21 protein-coding genes are annotated in these 17,777 nt (G+C 28.6%); 12 read left to right on the top strand and 9 right to left on the bottom strand.

Going from position 1 to position 17,777, the window contains the following annotated elements:
• Position 1: 1 nt before the first annotated feature.
• Genes rpsE through ACTT88_RS03465 form a run of 9 tightly spaced genes read left to right on the top strand, consistent with a single transcriptional unit; the run spans position 2 to position 6,104 of the window.
• A complete protein-coding gene (gene rpsE / locus ACTT88_RS03505; protein ID WP_023853717.1) occupies positions 2–517 on the top strand; it encodes a 30S ribosomal protein S5 in 516 nt (171 codons plus the stop codon).
• The gene (gene rplO, locus ACTT88_RS03500; protein WP_023853718.1) at positions 517–969 is read left to right on the top strand and encodes a 50S ribosomal protein L15; all 453 of its coding nucleotides are present in this window, start codon (positions 517–519) and stop codon (positions 967–969) included. Before rpsE ends, rplO begins: the two co-directional genes overlap by 1 nt.
• Before the next feature lie 9 nt (positions 970–978).
• Positions 979–2,259 (top strand): preprotein translocase subunit SecY, encoded by a 1,281-nt coding sequence (gene secY, locus ACTT88_RS03495; RefSeq protein ID WP_440907955.1) that lies wholly within the window; start codon positions 979–981, stop codon positions 2,257–2,259.
• Positions 2,260–2,823: an adenylate kinase gene (locus tag ACTT88_RS03490; RefSeq protein ID WP_440907954.1), complete on the top strand. Its 564-nt coding sequence runs from the start codon at positions 2,260–2,262 to the stop codon at positions 2,821–2,823. It abuts the gene before it with no gap.
• 55 nt (positions 2,824–2,878) lie between these two features.
• Positions 2,879–3,262, top strand: coding sequence for a 30S ribosomal protein S13 (gene rpsM / locus ACTT88_RS03485; protein ID WP_023853721.1), 384 nt, complete (start codon positions 2,879–2,881; stop codon positions 3,260–3,262).
• A gap of 2 nt (positions 3,263–3,264) precedes the next feature.
• Positions 3,265–3,714 (top strand): 30S ribosomal protein S11, encoded by a 450-nt coding sequence (gene rpsK, locus ACTT88_RS03480; protein ID WP_440907953.1) that lies wholly within the window; start codon positions 3,265–3,267, stop codon positions 3,712–3,714.
• Positions 3,714–4,742, top strand: a complete 1,029-nt coding sequence (locus ACTT88_RS03475) for a DNA-directed RNA polymerase subunit alpha (RefSeq protein ID WP_072091166.1) — start codon at positions 3,714–3,716, stop codon at positions 4,740–4,742. The genes rpsK and ACTT88_RS03475 overlap by 1 nt, the downstream gene beginning before the upstream one ends.
• Positions 4,742–5,176, top strand: a complete 435-nt coding sequence (gene rplQ, locus ACTT88_RS03470; protein WP_440907952.1) for a 50S ribosomal protein L17 — start codon at positions 4,742–4,744, stop codon at positions 5,174–5,176. Before ACTT88_RS03475 ends, rplQ begins: the two co-directional genes overlap by 1 nt.
• A 10-nt stretch (positions 5,177–5,186) precedes the next feature.
• Positions 5,187–6,104, top strand: a complete 918-nt coding sequence (locus ACTT88_RS03465; protein ID WP_440907951.1) for an RluA family pseudouridine synthase — start codon at positions 5,187–5,189, stop codon at positions 6,102–6,104.
• On the opposite strand, the gene lipB is transcribed toward ACTT88_RS03465, so the two are convergent.
• Positions 6,082–6,699 (bottom strand): lipoyl(octanoyl) transferase LipB, encoded by a 618-nt coding sequence (gene lipB / locus ACTT88_RS03460; protein WP_440907950.1) that lies wholly within the window; start codon positions 6,697–6,699, stop codon positions 6,082–6,084. The genes ACTT88_RS03465 and lipB overlap by 23 nt on opposite strands.
• A 61-nt stretch (positions 6,700–6,760) precedes the next feature.
• Here lipB and mgtE point away from each other — a divergent pair, with 61 nt between their 5' ends.
• Positions 6,761–8,134 carry a magnesium transporter gene (mgtE, locus tag ACTT88_RS03455; RefSeq protein ID WP_023853727.1) on the top strand — a complete coding sequence of 458 codons (1,374 nt, stop codon included), beginning with the start codon at positions 6,761–6,763 and terminating at the stop codon, positions 8,132–8,134.
• A gap of 2 nt (positions 8,135–8,136) precedes the next feature.
• Here mgtE and panC read toward each other — a convergent pair whose 3' ends face one another.
• Positions 8,137–8,982: a pantoate--beta-alanine ligase gene (panC, locus tag ACTT88_RS03450; protein WP_440907949.1), complete on the bottom strand. Its 846-nt coding sequence runs from the start codon at positions 8,980–8,982 to the stop codon at positions 8,137–8,139.
• Positions 8,983–8,986: 4 nt separating this feature from the next.
• Between panC and ACTT88_RS03445 the strand changes: the two genes are divergently transcribed.
• Both ACTT88_RS03445 and ACTT88_RS03440 read left to right on the top strand, forming a co-directional pair.
• On the top strand, positions 8,987–9,802 hold the full coding sequence (locus ACTT88_RS03445) for a sugar phosphate nucleotidyltransferase (RefSeq protein ID WP_440907948.1): 816 nt from the start codon (positions 8,987–8,989) through the stop codon (positions 9,800–9,802).
• Positions 9,799–11,097 carry a UDP-glucose dehydrogenase family protein gene (locus tag ACTT88_RS03440; RefSeq protein ID WP_440907947.1) on the top strand — a complete coding sequence of 433 codons (1,299 nt, stop codon included), beginning with the start codon at positions 9,799–9,801 and terminating at the stop codon, positions 11,095–11,097. The genes ACTT88_RS03445 and ACTT88_RS03440 overlap by 4 nt, the downstream gene beginning before the upstream one ends.
• A gap of 1 nt (position 11,098) precedes the next feature.
• Here ACTT88_RS03440 and ACTT88_RS03435 read toward each other — a convergent pair whose 3' ends face one another.
• The 7 genes from ACTT88_RS03435 to ruvX are packed head-to-tail and all read right to left on the bottom strand — an operon-like array spanning position 11,099 to position 17,747.
• Complete coding sequence (locus tag ACTT88_RS03435) at positions 11,099–11,560, bottom strand: RidA family protein (RefSeq protein ID WP_440907946.1); 462 nt, start codon at positions 11,558–11,560, stop codon at positions 11,099–11,101.
• Complete coding sequence (locus tag ACTT88_RS03430; RefSeq protein ID WP_440907945.1) at positions 11,560–11,814, bottom strand: hypothetical protein; 255 nt, start codon at positions 11,812–11,814, stop codon at positions 11,560–11,562. Before ACTT88_RS03430 ends, ACTT88_RS03435 begins: the two co-directional genes overlap by 1 nt.
• Positions 11,811–14,402 carry a type I DNA topoisomerase gene (topA, locus tag ACTT88_RS03425; protein WP_440907944.1) on the bottom strand — a complete coding sequence of 864 codons (2,592 nt, stop codon included), beginning with the start codon at positions 14,400–14,402 and terminating at the stop codon, positions 11,811–11,813. The genes ACTT88_RS03430 and topA overlap by 4 nt, the downstream gene beginning before the upstream one ends.
• 37 nt (positions 14,403–14,439) lie before the next feature.
• Entirely contained in the window at positions 14,440–15,018 is a 579-nt protein-coding gene (gene plsY / locus ACTT88_RS03420; RefSeq protein WP_440907943.1) for a glycerol-3-phosphate 1-O-acyltransferase PlsY, read from the bottom strand.
• Positions 15,019–15,020: 2 nt separating this feature from the next.
• Positions 15,021–16,307, bottom strand: a complete 1,287-nt coding sequence (gene pyrC / locus ACTT88_RS03415) for a dihydroorotase (protein WP_440907942.1) — start codon at positions 16,305–16,307, stop codon at positions 15,021–15,023.
• A complete protein-coding gene (locus ACTT88_RS03410; RefSeq protein ID WP_440907941.1) occupies positions 16,308–17,249 on the bottom strand; it encodes an aspartate carbamoyltransferase catalytic subunit in 942 nt (313 codons plus the stop codon).
• 42 nt (positions 17,250–17,291) lie between these two features.
• Positions 17,292–17,747 carry a Holliday junction resolvase RuvX gene (gene ruvX, locus ACTT88_RS03405; protein WP_440907940.1) on the bottom strand — a complete coding sequence of 152 codons (456 nt, stop codon included), beginning with the start codon at positions 17,745–17,747 and terminating at the stop codon, positions 17,292–17,294.
• Positions 17,748–17,777: the final 30 nt, after the last annotated feature.

Here is a 17,777-nt window from a genome sequence, read left to right as displayed (position 1 = left end):
TATGGAAAATTTAAAAGATAAAAAAACAGATGATATATTAGAAAAATTAGTCCACATAAATCGAATTACTAAAGTTGTCAAAGGTGGAAGAAGATTTGGATTTTCAGCGCTTGTAGTTGTTGGAAATCAAGCAGGTAAAATTGGTATAGCTCACGCAAAAGCTAAACAAGTACCTGATGCTATAAAAAAAGCAAATGAAATGGCAAGAAGAAAACTTACCCATATACCATTAAGAGAAGGCAGAACGATACATCATGACGTTAAGGCAAAAGATGGCTCGGGTAGAATAGTGTTAAGGGCTGCTTCTAAAGGAACAGGTATAATAGCAGGAGGTCCTGTTAGGGCAGTATGTGAAGTTTTAGGTGTAAAAGATATTGTTGCAAAATCTATGGGAACTTCTAATGCACATAATGTAATCAGGGCTACAATGAAAGCATTAATGAAACAAAGTTCACCAAAACAAATATCAGCGATTAGAAATAAAAAAATTTCTGAAATAATTGAAAAAAGAGGATAATGATTACTTTAAATAATAGAGAAAAAATCAATAAATCTAAAATAAGAGTTGGAAGAGGAATTGGTTCAGGCAAAGGAAAAACATCAGGAAGAGGTGTTAAAGGTCAAAAATCGAGATCTGGGGTAGCTATAAAAAGTTTTGAAGGTGGTCAAATGCCATTATACAGAAGACTTCCAAAAAGAGGTTTTAACCCAATATCAAAAGAGAGTGTTGCAATTTTAAATTTAGATAAAATACAATCTTACATAGACAAAAAAAATATTAATCCAAATGAAGTATTAAACTCAGAATTATTAAAAAAACTTAAATTAATTAATAAAAACTCAAAAAAATTAAAAATTTTAGGTTCTGGGGAAGTAAAAGATAAAATTAATATTGAAGCTGACCTAGCCTCTAAATCAGCAATAGAAAAACTAGAAAAAATTGGTGGATCTATTCAATTAAAAAAATAGTTTGTTTATATGAGCGCATCATCATCAACAAATGATTTAAGAAATAGAATAATATTTACTATTTTAATTTTAGCCGTTTATAGATTTGGAACTTTTGTACCTTTACCAGGTATAGACCCAGAGCAATTAAAAATAATGATGGAAGGCAATCAAAAAGGATTGCTAGGTATGTTTAATGTTTTTGCAGGAGGTGCAGTCAGTAGAATGGCAATATTTGCTTTAGGGATAATGCCTTACATTTCTTCTGCAATTATAGTTCAGCTTTTAACAGGAGTTACTGACTATTTTAAAAATCTTAAAGCTCAAGGAGAGATAGGAAGAGCTAAAATTACACAAATTACTAGATATGGAACAGTATTACTTGCAACAGTGCAAGGATATGGTTTATCTGTTGGTTTAGAGTCATCGGCCGACTTAGTAATTAATCCAGGAGCTTTTTTTAAAATTACTACAGTTACAACCATTGTTGCAGGAACAATATTTTTAATGTGGCTGGGAGAACAAATCACTCAAAGAGGTATTGGTAACGGTATATCATTAATAATTTTTGCTGGTATTGTAGCAGAAATTCCAAGAGCTTTGGTTACAACTTTTGAATTAGGTAGAACGGGTGCGGTTTCAACATTTATGATCCTAGCTATATTTGTTTTATTAATAGTTACAATTCTTTTTGTAGTTTTTATGGAAAGAGCATTAAGAAAAATTCTTGTTAATTATCCAAAAAGACAAATGGGAAACAAGATGTATGGAGGAGAGTCATCACATTTACCTTTAAAAATAAATCAGGCCGGAGTAATTCCTGCAATTTTTGCTTCTGCACTCCTATTACTACCAGTAACTTTCTCAAATTTCTCATTTTCTAACGATGAAACATTTTTAAACTTGAGCTCTTATTTTACACAGGGACAACCTCTTTATATGTTACTGTATGCATCAGGAATAATATTTTTCACTTTTTTTTATACTTCTATTACATTTAATCCAACAGAAACTGCTGAGAATTTGAGAAAGTATGGAGGATTTGTACCAGGAATTAGACCAGGTGAAAGTACTGCGTTATATATTGAAAATATTTTAACAAAACTAACTACGATTGGTGCTCTATATTTAACTCTAGTTTGTTTGATGCCAGAATTTTTAATTGCAAACTATCCAATACCCTTTTATTTAGGTGGTGCATCTATATTAATTGTTGTTGTAGTAGCTATCGATACTGTGACACAAATACAAACAAGATTAATGAGTTCACAATACGAACAACTGATTAAAAAAACAAAATTTGGTAAGTAAGTGAATATAATTTTATTTGGACCGCCTGGTGCTGGAAAAGGTACTCAGTCTAAATATCTTGTAAACAAATTAAATGCTTTTCAAATTTCAACAGGTGATCTTTTAAGAGAAGAAATCAAAAAAAATTCAGACATTGGTAAAGCAATAACCAATGACATGAAAAATGGTAAATTTATAAGTGATGATATTGTTAATAAACTTATAGAAAATTTAATATCTGATCCTCAAAAAAAAAATAAATTAATATTTGACGGATATCCTCGATCATTAACTCAGGCTAAAAATTTAGAAGTGTTACTAAAAAATTCAAATCAGAGCATAGACTTAATATTATTTCTAAACGTTGATAAAGAAACAATTCTCAAAAGGCTAGAGAAGAGAAAAATTATTGAAAATAGGTCTGATGATGATGCTCATACGATAGTTTCAAGGTATGAAAAATACATGCAAACAACCCAACCAGTTCTAAATTTCTACTCTCAGAATCCAAATTTTAAAGAGATTGATGGAAGCTTAGAAATTGAGGAAATAACAGCGAAAATAGACGCTTTTATCAATTTATAAGACGTTGACTTTGATTAATCTTCTTATATAAAAGGCACAATTTATCACAAAAATTATGGCTCGTATCGCAGGTATAAACATTCCACAGAATAAACTTGTTCATATAGGTTTAACTTATATTTATGGAATTGGTGATAAATTCTCTCAGCAAATTTGCTCATCTTTAGAAATTCCAAGAGCTAAAAGAGTAAATGAATTAACAGATGAAGAGATTTTAAAAATTAGAGAGTATATCGATCAAAACTTTAAAGTAGAAGGTGATTTAAGGAGAGATTATTCATTAAGTATTAAAAGATTAATTGATCTAGCTTGTTACAGAGGAACAAGACATAGAAAAAAATTACCTGTGAGAGGGCAAAGGACTAGATGTAATGCTAGAACAAGAAAAGGAAAAGCAATTGCTATTGCTGGAAAAAAATTAACACCAACTAAAAAATAGTTATGGCTAAGACTGATAAAGTTGAGAATAAAGATCAGAAAGTAGAAAAATCTACTAAGAAAAGTGTAAAAAGTTCTTATTCAAAAAAAAAGAAAGTTAAGAAAAATATTTTAAATGGAATTGCTTATGTGCAATCAACATTTAATAATACCATCATCTCTATTGCTGATACAAATGGAAATGTAATTTCATGGGCATCTGCTGGACAAAAAGGTTTTAAGGGATCGAGAAAATCAACTCCTTACGCTGCTCAGATAGCAGCTGACTCAGCAGCTTCAAAAGCTCTTGAGTATGGAATGAAAACTTTGTCAGTTGAAGTCAAAGGACCTGGATCAGGAAGAGAAACTGCTTTAAGAGCATTGCAAGCTAGAGGATTTAAGATTTTGTCAATTAAAGACACTACGCCTATGCCTCATAATGGAACTAGACCACCAAAGAAAAGGAGAGTTTAATGGAAGTCGAAAATGTTAATGTAAAAAATTGGAAGTCATTAATTAAACCATCTAAATTAGATGTTCAAATAAGTGACGACTTAACTCATGCAAAAATTGTAGCTGAGCCTTTAGAAAAAGGTTATGGATTAACTTTAGGAAATTCTTTAAGAAGGATTTTATTATCATCTATTAGAGGAGCTGCTGTAACATCAATTCAAATTGATGGAGTTTTACATGAATTTACTTCAATCAAAGGTGTTAGAGAAGATGTGACTGATATCGTTTTAAACGTTAAATCTTTAGCATTAAAAAGTAATTCTGAAGGTACAAAAAAATTAATTTTAGACGCAAAAGGACCTGGAGAAATTAAAGCTTCAGATATTGCTCCAGTTGCAGATGTTGAGATTTTAAACCCTGATTTAGTTATTTGTAATCTAGATGAAAATACTACTTTTCATATGGAGATGAATGTTAATACAGGTAAAGGATATGTACCTGCAGAGTTAAATAAACCTGAAGAGCCACCACTAGGTCTTATTGCTATAGACTCACTCTATAGTCCAGTTAAAAAAGTTTCATACTCAGTAAGTACTGCTAGAGAAGGTAAAGCATTGGATTATGATAAATTAATAATGGAAGTTGAAACTAATGGATCAATTTCTGCTGAAGATGCTGTAGCTTATTCAGCAAGAATTTTCCAAGATCAACTTAAAATGTTTGTAAACTTTGATGAGCCGGTTGAAGCTCCTGTTAAAGAAGTTTCTACTGAACCTGAATTTAACAAAAACTTACTAAGAAAAGTAGATGAGTTAGAGTTATCAGTTAGATCAATGAACTGCCTAAAAAATGATAATATTATTTATATCGGTGACCTAGTTCAAAAATCTGAAGGTGAAATGTTGAGAACACCTAATTTTGGGAGAAAATCATTAAATGAAATCAAAGAAGTTTTAACAGGTATGTCTCTATATTTAGGAATGGAAATACCTAACTGGCCACCAGACAATATTGCAGAAATGTCTAAGAAATTGGAGGAAGCAATTTAATGAGACATGGTTTGGCAAATAAGAAGTTAAATAGAACATCAGAGCACAGAAAAGCTTTGCTTAAGAATATGCTTAATTCCTTAATTAAGTATGAACAGATTAAAACTACTTTGCCAAAAGCTAAATTTTTAAAACCTCAAGCTGATAAAATAATAACATTAGGAAAAAAAGAAACTTTACAGACGACCAAAATGTTAGTTTCTAAACTACAAGATATTAAATCAGCTAATAAAGTAAAAAAAACACTTTCAAAAAGGTACGAGAATAGAAAAGGTGGCTACACAAGAATAATTAAAGCTGGATTTAGATATGGGGATAACGCTCCAATGGCAATAATTGAATTTGTTGATAGAGATGTTGAAGCTAAAAGAGTTGATAAACCAAAAAAAGAGTCTCCTAAAACTACTGAAGAGAAAAAACAAGCCTCAGCTTAAATCTTAAATCATGAAGAAATCTTACATCGTTGATTCAACGTGTAATGACATGCGTTTGGACAGATGGTTAAGATTAAAAATTGGTAAAATTCCACAGGCACTTGTGGAGAAATACTTAAGAACAGGAAAAATAAAACTCAATAGAAAGAAAGTTAAAAGCTCTTTTAAAGTAAAAACGAAAGATGAAATAAATATATTCAACATTGAATTTAAAGAGACAATTCAACAAAAAAAAATTAAGTTTTTACCATCAAAAGAAATTGTAAAATCAAATGAAGATCAAATTATCGACAACAATGACAATTTTGTTGTTATAAACAAAGCATCAGGCATATCAGTGCAAGGTGGAACTAAATCAAAAAAAAATCTAGTTGATATTTTTGCCAAAAGTGAAATTTTTGAGGGAACAAAACCATATTCTGTTCATAGATTGGATAAAGATACTTCTGGTGTTTTTATTATGGCTAAAAATAGAGAGAGTGCTCAATTGCTTACTTCTTTATTTAGACTAAGAAAAGTACACAAAACGTATTTAGCTATATGCCAAGGCGAAATTTATAACAAATCTGGCGTATGGGATGATGATTTAAGTAGGTACGATGGTGATAAAAAAATAATTGAAAAAGCAAAAACATTTTTTAAAGTTATTGATAAAAATTCTGAAGCAAGTTTATTAGAATTAAAACCTATTACTGGACGAAAACACCAGTTAAGAAAACAATTATATGCAATTGGAAATCCTATATTTGGAGATACGAAATATAAATTACCAAATTCCAATAAAGGAATTAATAAAAATTTAATGTTACATTCATATCAAATTAAATTTAAAATTAATGACGTAAAACATACTTATTCAGCATTGTTACCTGATTATTTTAAAAAACTTTTAAAATCTAAAAGACTTAGATTTTCAAATTTGAAATAAAATTTTTAACTAATATATCACTTAAATTTGAGTAATCCTGATCTAAAATATTTTTTAGATTAGTTACTCCTTTATCTGAAATACCACATGGTATAATTTTTTTATAATTTTCTAAATCATTATTGATATTTATTGCAAAACCATGATAGGCAATCCATTTACTAACTCTGATACCTATTGCAGCAATTTTTTTAAATTCATTATTATACTTGTGCCATATACCGATATTATCTTTATCTGGAAAAGTTTCTATTTTATAAAATTTTAAAGTTTGAATTATTGTCTTTTCGATAATTGTTATAAATTTTCTGATATCTTTTTTTTTCCTTAAATCTAAAACAAAGTAACAAATTAATTGACCCGGTCCATGGTAAGTAATTTTACCACCTCTATTCGTCTCTAATATTTTAATGGATTTATCAATAATCTCATTCTCTTTATAAGAAGTTCCTGCTGTAAAAACTTCATTATGCTCCAAAGTCCAAATTAATTCTTGCTCATTATTTTCATATAAATCCTTTAATCTTGACTCTAGTATGTTAATAGCATCAAAATAATTTACTGGTTTTATTGACTTTTTGATCTCTATGTTCATTTATAATTTGTATTATCTTTATTATGTATTAATAGTGCAAATCTAAATTATAGGTAGATTTATGTCTTTAACTAAAAAAACTAAAGATAAAAAAGTAAATTTTGAGTTTAATAAAGAATATATAAGAGTTGTTACCAGCAAAATAGCTAACAATGATGCTCAATTTATTACCAATTCATTTAACGAAATGCACCCTGCTGATGCTGCAGATATTATTGAACACCTTAGCGAAGGTGATAGAGAAAGCTTAATTAAATTAAATAATTTCAATATTGATCCAGAGGTCTTTGTTGAATTAAACGAATCTATTCAATCAGAAATTATTACCTATTTATCTTCAGAATCTATAGTAAGTATTCTTAAAGGTTTAGAGTCAGACGATGCTATATCTATATTGGAAAATGTTCCTGAAGAGGATAAAAATGCAATCCTTAGCTCTTTACCTCCTAAAGATAGATTTGCTCTACTAGAAAGCTTAAGCTACCCAGAGGATACTGCTGCTAGACTTATGCAGCGTGAGTTTACAGCTATACCAAGTAATTGGTCTGTAGGCCAAACAATTGATTATTTAAGAGAAAACAAAGATTTACCAGAAGAGTTTTTAGAAATTTTTATTGTTAATGAAGATTTCAAACCAATAGGAACTGTTCCTTCATCTAGAGTTTTAACAACACCTCGAGATACTAAAATGGCAACAATTATGTCAGAATCTCAATTATTAATTCCTGTTGAAATGGATAAAGAGGAAGTTGCTAACTTATTTGAAAATTACAATTTGAATTCAGCCGCTGTTGTAGACAAAAACAATAAATTAGTTGGTATGATTATGAACGATGATGTTTTAACAGTCTTGAAAGAGGAAGCTGAGGAAGATGCTTTAAGATTAGCAGGGGTAGGAGATGAAGAAATTACTGATGGAGTTGTAAAAAAAACAAAGAGAAGATTCAATTGGCTTTTACTTAATTTATTTACTGCCTTTCTAGCAACATGGTGTATTAGTTTATTTGGAGCAACCATTGAACAAATGGTAGTTTTAGCTTTTTTAATGCCTATTGTAGCTTCAATGGGAGGAAATGCTGGAATGCAAACACTTGCAGTTACAGTAAGAACTATAGCTACAAATGATTTAACTCAAAATAATTTCTCATCTAATGTATTTAAAGAATTTTCTATTGGTATTTTAAATGGGATTATATTTGCAGCAATAAGTGCTTTAATTGTACAGATATGGTTTCAAGACAGCATCCTTTCACTGATAATAGCAATATCAATGGTACTAACAATGATAATAGCTGGATTATTTGGCATACTAGTTCCTTTTACTTTGAAAAAAATGAATATTGACCCAGCAATTGCTTCAAGTGTTTTTGTGACAACAATTACTGATGTAATAGGTTTTGTTTCTTTTTTAGGTGTTGGAGCATATTTTTTATAAAATTATAGATTATCTATTAATCTGACGTTTTTTAAATAATAAGCAATAAACAATCTTGAATTATTTTTTGTGTTTGAAAGTTTTAGGTTTTTTATGTTTCTAAGCTCTAAATAATCAATTTTAATTTTATAACTATTTTTTAATTCTTTTTTTTTAAGATTTAAAAAGCTTGGAATATTTTTCTTTTTTTTTGTATTTTTTTTAATATCTACTAGCATTTCATAAATCTTTGCTGCGATGGTTAAACTAGATTTATTTAAAAGAAGATTTCTTGATGAAAGAGCTACATTATCCTTATCTCGAATTGTTTTGCAAGGAATAACCTTAGTTTTATATTTTTTTTCCAATTCTTTTTTTACCAAATATAGTTGTTGAAAATCTTTTTCTCCCATAAATATCATCTTAGGTTTTACAATTTTAGTTAGTTTATTCATTACATCTAAAACACCTTCAAAATGACCTTTTCTAAATTTAGCACATAAAATTTTATCTTTTTTTAGCAATGTAATTTTTGATTTTTTTTTATCTTTGTATATGTCTTTAAATTTAGGAAGATAAACAAAATCAACTTTTTTGCTTTTTTTAAGAATTTTTAAATCTTTCTTTATATTTCGTGGATAAGATTTTAAATCTTTTTTATTATTAAATTGTTTTGGATTAACAAAAATACTTACAATTGTTTTTTTACAAAGTTTATTTGATTTATTTATTAGTGATAAATGACCTTTATGTATTCCACCCATAGTAGGAACAAAACCCAGGTCATTAAATGGCCTTAATGATTCAAATAATGTCGTATTGTTTAATAAAATTTTCATTTGTATAAAAATATTTAATAAGTAAAACATTTAAATGATTAAACAAGCAATTATTCCTTTAGCTGGACTTGGAACTCGGTTACTACCTTTAACAAGTGTTTTTGCAAAAGAGCTTTTACCCATTAATGGAAGGCCTGGAATTGAATATATTATAGATGAATGTATTGATGCAGGTATTAAAGAGATCGTGTTTATTATCTCTACTAAAAAATTAATGATTAAAAAATATTTTTATAGTGATCAGTTTTATAAAAATATTATTAAAAAAAAAAAAGATCCTAGAATAATTAATGAATATAAAAAAATACTTAAATATAAGAATAAAATTAAGTTTGTTTTTCAAAATATTCCAAAGGGCACAGGTGATGCTGTTCTTAAGACACAAAAATATATCAAAAATAAATATTTTTTAATGTTGTTACCAGATGATTTAATAATTAGAAAAAATTGTTCTAAGTCAATGATCAAGATTCATAAAAAATATCAAGCTTCAGTTATGGCATCTATGAAAGTAAAAAAAAATAATGTCTCAAGATGGGGAGTATATAAAATTAATAAAAAATTAAATAAAAGAAATTATATTATAGATGGTGTAGTTGAAAAACCATCATTAAAAAAAGCACCATCTAACAATGCTGTTATTGGAAGATATATATTACCGCGTACAATTTTTAAAAAAATTAAATCTCTTAAACCTGGTAAAGGTAAAGAGATACATATCACTGATGCAATACAGCTATTAATTAATGATAAAGAAAAATTCATAGCTCATAATTTTGAAGGTAAGTATCTTGATTGTGGAACAATGAGTGGCTATATCAACTCTTCAAAAGAAATAGGCAAGATATGAAATTGTGTATGATCGGCACTGGCTATGTTGGTTTGGTAAGTGGTGTTTGTTTTTCGGATTTAGGTAATGATGTAATATGTGTTGATAAAGATATTAATAAAATTAAAAATTTAAAAAAAGGCATTATTCCTATTTATGAACCAGGTCTAGAAGAATTAGTTTTAAAAAACTATAAAAATAAAAGACTGAATTTTTCAACAAATCTAAAAGAGTCGGTTAAGAAATCAGATATTGTTTTTATATGTGTAGGTACACCAACAAAAAAAAATAGTAATAGTGCTGATTTAAGTCAAGTATACGCTGCTGCAAAAGAAATATCTAAATCTGTTAAAAAATTTAAAATTGTAATTAATAAATCGACTGTGCCTGTGACAACGGGTGATGAAATTGAAAAAATTATATCTAAAAAAGTTAATAAAAAATTTTTTTCAGTTGTATCAAATCCTGAATTTTTAAGAGAAGGCGAGGCTATTAGAGATTTTATTTATCCAGATAGAGTTGTAGTTGGATCAAATGATAGTAAGTCCCAGAGGATATTAAAAAATTTATATTCACCATTAATATCAAAAGGCGCAAAATTTGTTTCTACAAAAAGAAGAGCAGCAGAATTAATTAAATATGCTTCGAATGCTTTTTTAGCAACAAAGATTACCTTTATAAATGAAATATCAAATTTATGCGAAAAAACTGGCATAGATATAGAGGATATTTCAATAGGTATTGGACTGGATAAAAGAATTGGTAGTAGATTTTTAAGAGCTGGACCTGCATATGGTGGATCATGTTTTCCAAAAGACACTAAAGCTTTAGTTTCAACTGCTGATAAATTCAAAACTAATTTATCAGTCGTTAAAAGTGTTATTAGATCTAATGATTTAAGATCTGATTTATTATGTAAAAGAATAAATTTAATTTTGAAAAATAAAATTAAAAATAAAGTTGTATCTTTTTTAGGTGTAACTTTTAAAGCAAATACCGATGATATGAGAGATTCTTCTAGTCTTAAATTAATACCCTTCTTATCCAAAAAAGGTGCTAAAATTAAATATTTTGATCCTACTGGACCAAAAAATGAATTTAAAAAATTAAAAAATGTTGAATTTTCTGACTCAACATATGAGTCAATCAAAGGGTCTGATATTGTAATCATACATACAGAATGGAATGATTTTAAATCAATTAATTTCAAAAAATATTTAAAAAATAAAAAACTTATTATTTACGATATGAGAAATATTTATTCACCAAATAAAATTAAAAAACTAGGTTTTAAATATTTTGGTGTTGGAAGATAATTTAATTTAACTCAAATATTGCATCAACTTCAACAGATACACCAAGAGGCAAGCTATTTGTACTTACTGCTGCTCTAGTGTGCATTCCTGCATCACCAAAAATAGAAGCAATTATATCTGAAGCACCATTAATTACTTTTGGTTGCTCGATAAAATTTTCAGTTGAATTAACAAATCCATTTAATTTTATACAACACTTAATTTTATTTAAATCTCCATCACACGCTGCTTTTGCTTGTGCAACTATGCTTAATCCACATCGTTTAGCAGCTTGGTATCCGTCATCTGTTGACAACTCCTTTCCAATTTTACCTTTTATTAGTTGACCATTACTATCGATTGATATTTGACCTGATATATAAAGTAACTTACCAACTATTTTTGTTGCAACATATGAGCCTACTGGAGGTTTAGCCTCTGGTAATTTAACATTTAGTTCGTTAATTTTTTTTTCAAAATTCATTATTTTTTTTCAATAAATTCTGAGTGTGATTTGCTATTTTTAAATTTTGTTAATTTTTCCTTTAATTTTGAATTATTAAACTTGTTTTTCCATTCGCTAGCTTTTTTTGAAGTTTTATCTTTTAAATTTTCTGAAGTACATTTCGCATATTCTTTACTTAATTTATCAAACTTGTCACAATTTTCTTCAGCCATTACAGCCGTGTATAAAGATAATATAAAAAAACTTGATATTAATAGTTTTAATAATTTCATTTTTTCCTTTTTTTAATTTTGTTATTTTTTTTATTTTTATCGTATTCTCTTCTTTTCTCAATTAGTATAAGAGCCTCCTCCATTGTTAGTTCTACTGGGTCTTTTTCCTCTGGGATTGTTGCATTTAGAGATTTGTATTTAATGTATGGTCCATATTGACCTTTCATGATTCGGACTGGCTTTTTATCCTCAGGATGCTCCCCTAAATCTTTTATAATTGAAGAAGACATTCTTCCAGGTTTTGCCTCAGCTATAAGTGTAATTGCTCTATTTAATCCTATAGAAAAAATTTCTTCGACATTTTCTATTCTAGCTGATTTATTTTCACATTTTAAATATGGTCCAAATCTACCAGTGTTCAAAGTTATTTCTTTTTGATTTTCTGGATTAATGCCTAATGATTTAGGAAGTGAACATAAAAATTTTGCTTTATCTAAATCAATATTTTCTAATTCAATTCCTTTTGGTATAGATACATTTTTCAATAGTTCATTTACCTCAGATTTTTTTTTCTTTGTTTTTTTTCTTTTTTTAGGTTTTTCTTCTTCAATATTCTCCTCAAGAACTTTCTCATACTGAAGATAAGGACCAAATCTTCCATTTTTTAGAAAAATATCATTTCCATTTTCGTGTTTTCCAATAAATTTTGGTTCAGCTAGTTGTGATTGAGCAGCCGCTTTAGCTTTTGATAGTGGTCTTGTAAATTTACATTCAGGATAGTTTGAACATCCAATAAAGGCACCTCCTCTAAAACTATTTTTTAAACTAAGGGAACCCGTTTCACATAACTGACACTTTCTAACTATGTTTCCTTCTTTATCAGTGTCAAATATCAATGCTCCCAAACTTTCATTTAAAAGATCTAAAACCTCTCTAGTTCTTTTTTCTTTTACCTCTGAAACATTACTATTAAAATCTTTCCAAAACATTTCTAAGACCTTTAACCAACTTTCTTTTCCAGAAGTTATTTCATCTAGCTGATCCTCTAGTCCAGCTGTAAAGTTATAATCCACATACTTTGAAAATAATTTTTCTAAAAACGCAGAAATTAATTTACCTCTATCAGTTGGGAAAAATCTTTTACTAACTATTTCTGCATAACCTCTATTTGCTATTGTTGAAATTATACTTGCATAAGTTGAAGGCCTTCCAATTCCTAACTCCTCTAATTTTTTAACCAAACTCGCCTCAGAGTAACGTGGGGGAGGCTGGGTAAAATGCTGTTCATCAATAAGAGCTTCTATATTAATTGGTCCTTTTGACATCTCAGGTAAAATTTGCTCATCATCATCTTTGTTTTGATTTGAATAAACTTTTAAATATCCATCAAATTTCAAAACAGATCCGCTTGATTTACATATAGTTTTACCGTCTTCAGACTCAATCGTTATAGTATTTCTATCAAATTTTGCTGTTTCCATTTGAGACGACAGAGCTCTAGACCAAATTAAAGAATATAATTTTTGCTGGTCAGAACTTAAATACTTTTTAATAGAGTCCGGATTTCTATTAATATCAGTTGGTCTTATTGCTTCATGAGCTTCCTGAGCATTTTTTGCTTTTTTTCCTGAGTAATTATTTGGATTTTCTGGCAAGTATTCATTTCCATATTCTTTTTTAATAAAATTTCTAAAATCAGAGACCGCATCAGCTGATAAATTAGTTCCATCCGTTCTCATATAAGTAATTAATCCAACTGTATCTCCCTCAATTTCTATTCCTTGATAAAGTTTTTGTGCTATTTGCATTGTTCTTGATGCACCAAAACCCAATCTACTAGAAGCAACTTGCTGAAGTGTTGAAGTAGTAAAGGGTCCCGAGGGATTTCTGCTAACAACTTTTGAGGAAATATCAGTTATATTAAATTTTTTTGTCTTAATATTTGAAATTGCCTTTTCAATTTCCTCTTTATTTTTAAATGAGAATTTTTCTATTTTTTCTCCATCAAGTTGAGAAATACTTGCTGTAATTTTGCTTTTGTCTTTATCCTGAAAATTAATACTTAAAGTCCAAAACTCTTCAGGTTTGAATAATTCAATTTCATGTTCTCTTTCAGTAATCAATTTAAGTGCAACAGATTGAACTCTGCCTGCTGATTTTGAACCAGGTAATTTAGTCCAAAGTATTGGTGATATATTAAATCCCACCAAATAATCTAGTGCTCTTCTAGCCATATATGCATCAACTAATAAGGGCTCTATCTGTCTTGGATTTTCAATACCATGTGTTACAGCTTTTTTTGTTATTTCGTTAAAAACCACACGTTCAATTTCTTTATCCTTTAAAAGTTTTTTTTCATCTAAATATTCTTTTACATGCCATGCTATTGCTTCACCCTCACGATCTGGGTCGGTAGCAAGAATTATTTTTGAAGAATCTTTCGCAGCATCAGTAATTTCTTTTAAATATTTTTTTGAAAAGCTATCAACTTCCCATTCCATTTTAAAATTTTGATCAGGATCAACTGATCCATTTTTTGAAGGAAGATCTCTAATATGACCATAGCTAGCTAAAACGGTGTAGTTATCACCTAAATATTTATTAATTGTTTTCGCTTTAGCAGGGCTTTCAACTATGACTAGATTCATAAAATAACAAACTACTCAAAAGAGTTTGATAGTCAAATTAATAAATTTTTGTCTTAGTTTCTTCTTTATTTTTCAAGCGTTTAATATTTTCTCTATGAGTAAAAAATATTAAAATAAACATTATTACGTAAAAAAATACATTTTCTGAACCCTCAAAAATTAAAATGTAAACAGGTGTAGATAGTGATCCTATTAAGGAAGCTAAAGATGAATATCTAGAAATAAAAAAAATTATTAACCAACAAATACCAAATACTAAACTAAAAATTATATTTAAAGAAAAAAGTATCCCAACATATGTCGCTACACCTTTACCACCTTTAAATTTTAACCATACTGGAAACACATGACCTATAAAAGCGCATAAAGCTGATATATATAATGCATCAGGAAAATTAATTTTAACGTATAAAACAGGTATTACTGCTTTTAACACATCAAGTATTAGTGTTGAATAACCTATTAACTTATTACCTGTTCTTAAAGCATTTGTTGCGCCAATATTACCAGAACCGATTTCTCTAATATCTTTTTTTAAAAATATTTTGGTTAAAATTAATCCAAAAGGAATTGATCCCATCAGGTATGAGATTATACCTATTATAAAAAGTTCCATTTTTATATTTTAAATAATTCTATACCTTTTACAAATGTATTGGTTACTTTTCCTTGAAGTTTCTTATCTTCGATTGAAGTATTTTTAGATTTAGAGATTAAATTTTCTTTTTTTACAATCCATGGTTTATTGATATCTACTATACAAAAATCCGCATCATTACCAATAGACAGGTTTCCTTTATTTATATTTAATATTTTTGCTGGGTTAGAGGTTAATGCTTGAATTATAGTTTCAAGTTTTACAGATCCATTGTGAAATAATTCTAAACTTAAGGATAATAATGTTTCAATACCGGATGCACCAGTTGCAGCTTGTGCAAATGTTAATCTTTTAGATTCTTCATCTTCAGGTTTATGGTCAGAAACAATTACATCAATAGTTTTATCTTTTAATCCTTGAACTAAAGCTTCTCGATCTTCTTCTCTTCTCAGTGGGGGTGATAATTTTAAAAATGTTCTAAAATCTCCAATATCATTTTCATTTAATGAAAGATTATTAATTGATACACCGCAAGTAAATTTAACATTTTGCTTACGTTCCTTAATTATATCTACAGATTTTCCTGCTGATAGTTGAGATATATGATATCGACATTTAGTTTTTTCTAAGAGAGTAAGATCTCTTTCAATTATAATTCTTTCAGCAATATCTGGTATGCTTGATAAGCCTAGTTTTGTTGCAATAATACCAGAATTAATCATGCCATTTTTAGCTAAATCGTAATCTTCAGCATGTTGCATTATAAGACATCCTAAATCTTTAGCTGAATTCATAATTCTAGACATAAGTCTAGTATTTTGAATTGTTTTTACTCCGTCAGTAAAAGCAATAATTCCTTTTTTAGCTAGCAATCCGAATTCAGTCATATTGGTGCCATCAGTGTTTTGAGTTAAAGAGGCGCAAGGAAAGATATTTATTTTAGACTTATCACGTCCTCTTCTTTTTAAAAAATCTACAATTGATACATTATCTATAATTGGATCTGTATTAGGCATCGTTACAACTGAGGTAACTCCACCAGATAATGCAGCATTACTCAAAGTTCTAAAATTTTCTTTATATTCATATCCTGGCTCGCCTACAAAAACTCTCATATCTACTATACCAGGAAATATATATTTACCCTTTAAGTCAGTGGGCTTTTCTCTAGTTGGTAGATTGTTTGTATTTACCTTTTTTCCTATTGCTTCTATCTTTCCATCTTCTCCAATTATTAATCCACCATTTTCGTTAATGGAATTGTGAGGATCTATAATGTTTGCATTTATAAAGTATTGTTTTTTCATTTATTCACAAAATATTTTTAAACATGCCATTCTTACAGCAACACCTAATTCAACTTGTTCCTTAATTACACTTTTGTTTATGTCATCTGCTAATCTTGTATCAATCTCTATTCCTCTATTCATTGGACCAGGATGCATAATTAAAGCATCTGACTTTGCGTGATCAAGTTTATCTGGCGTTAATCCATAATATTCATAGTATTCTCTATTCGATGAAAGATATGAACTGGTCATTCTTTCATTTTGTAATCTAAGCATCATCACAATATCACAATCTTTGAGGCCCTTTTTCATATCAGTAAAAGTATTTACACCAAATTTTTCAATTTCTTTTGGCATCAGGTTAGATGGAGCAACTATATTAACCTCAGCTCCTAACATTGTAAGAAGGTAAATATTTGATCTAGCTACTCTTGAATGAAGTATATCTCCACATATTGCTATTTTTAATCCTTGAATTTTTTTTTTTCGATTTCTAATTGTTAATGCATCTAATAATGCTTGGGTAGGGTGTTCGCGTCTACCATCACCAGCGTTTAATACGACACAATTAACTTTTTGAGATAATAGATTACATGCACCAGAGTCTTGATGTCTGATCACAATTATATCAGGATGCATTGCATTTAAGGTCATTGCTGTATCAATCAAAGTTTCACCTTTCTTAATTGCAGAGTTACCCATATTCATTGACATAACATCCGCACCAAGTCTTTTTCCAGCAAGTTCAAATGAGCTTTGAGTTCTAGTTGATGGCTCAAAGAATAAATTTATTTGTGTTTTACCTCTTAACACATCAATTTTTTTATTTTTACTCTGATTTAATTTTATGAAAGCTTCTGACTCATCCAAGATATAATTAATATCATTAACTGATAAATCTTGAATACCTAACAGATGTTTTTGTGAGATTTTAATAGCTTTATTGATTTTAATTGCCATTAAAATTAACTCTATAGCTATAAAGTCTCTAAATGGCAAGGATTAATTATTTAAATAATCTATAGCTCCTTGAAGAATAAATGCAGCTGCGTTTTGATCTATGTTTTTTTCACGCTTAGAGACATTAATATCAAGCTGACTGGATAGATTAAATGCACCAACAGTTGAAAGTCTTTCATCCCATAAGCAAACTTCTACATCAATATTTTGGTCTATATTTTTAGATACATCACTTACTGATTGAGCAGAAGGACCTAATGAACCATCCATGTTAATTGGATATCCAATGATAATTCCTTTAATATTGTTTTCCTCTATTATTTTTTTTAATTCGTTGATTAGATCATCATTATTGGTTTTATTGATCGTTTTAAAGGGTGTGGCTATTGATTGTTTTTCATCGCAAATTGATACACCGATTCTTTTTGAACCAAGATCTAAACCAATCAATCTAGAGGTTTGAGACTGTTTTTTTTTGAATTCTTCAATAGTGATCATATTGTATATTTTAAACTTAAGTGATAGTTT

The sequence above is a fragment of the Candidatus Pelagibacter sp. genome (genome assembly GCF_052046145.1).
Lineage (GTDB): Bacteria > Pseudomonadota > Alphaproteobacteria > Pelagibacterales > Pelagibacteraceae > Pelagibacter.
This window is presented reverse-complemented; position numbering and strand designations above follow the sequence as displayed.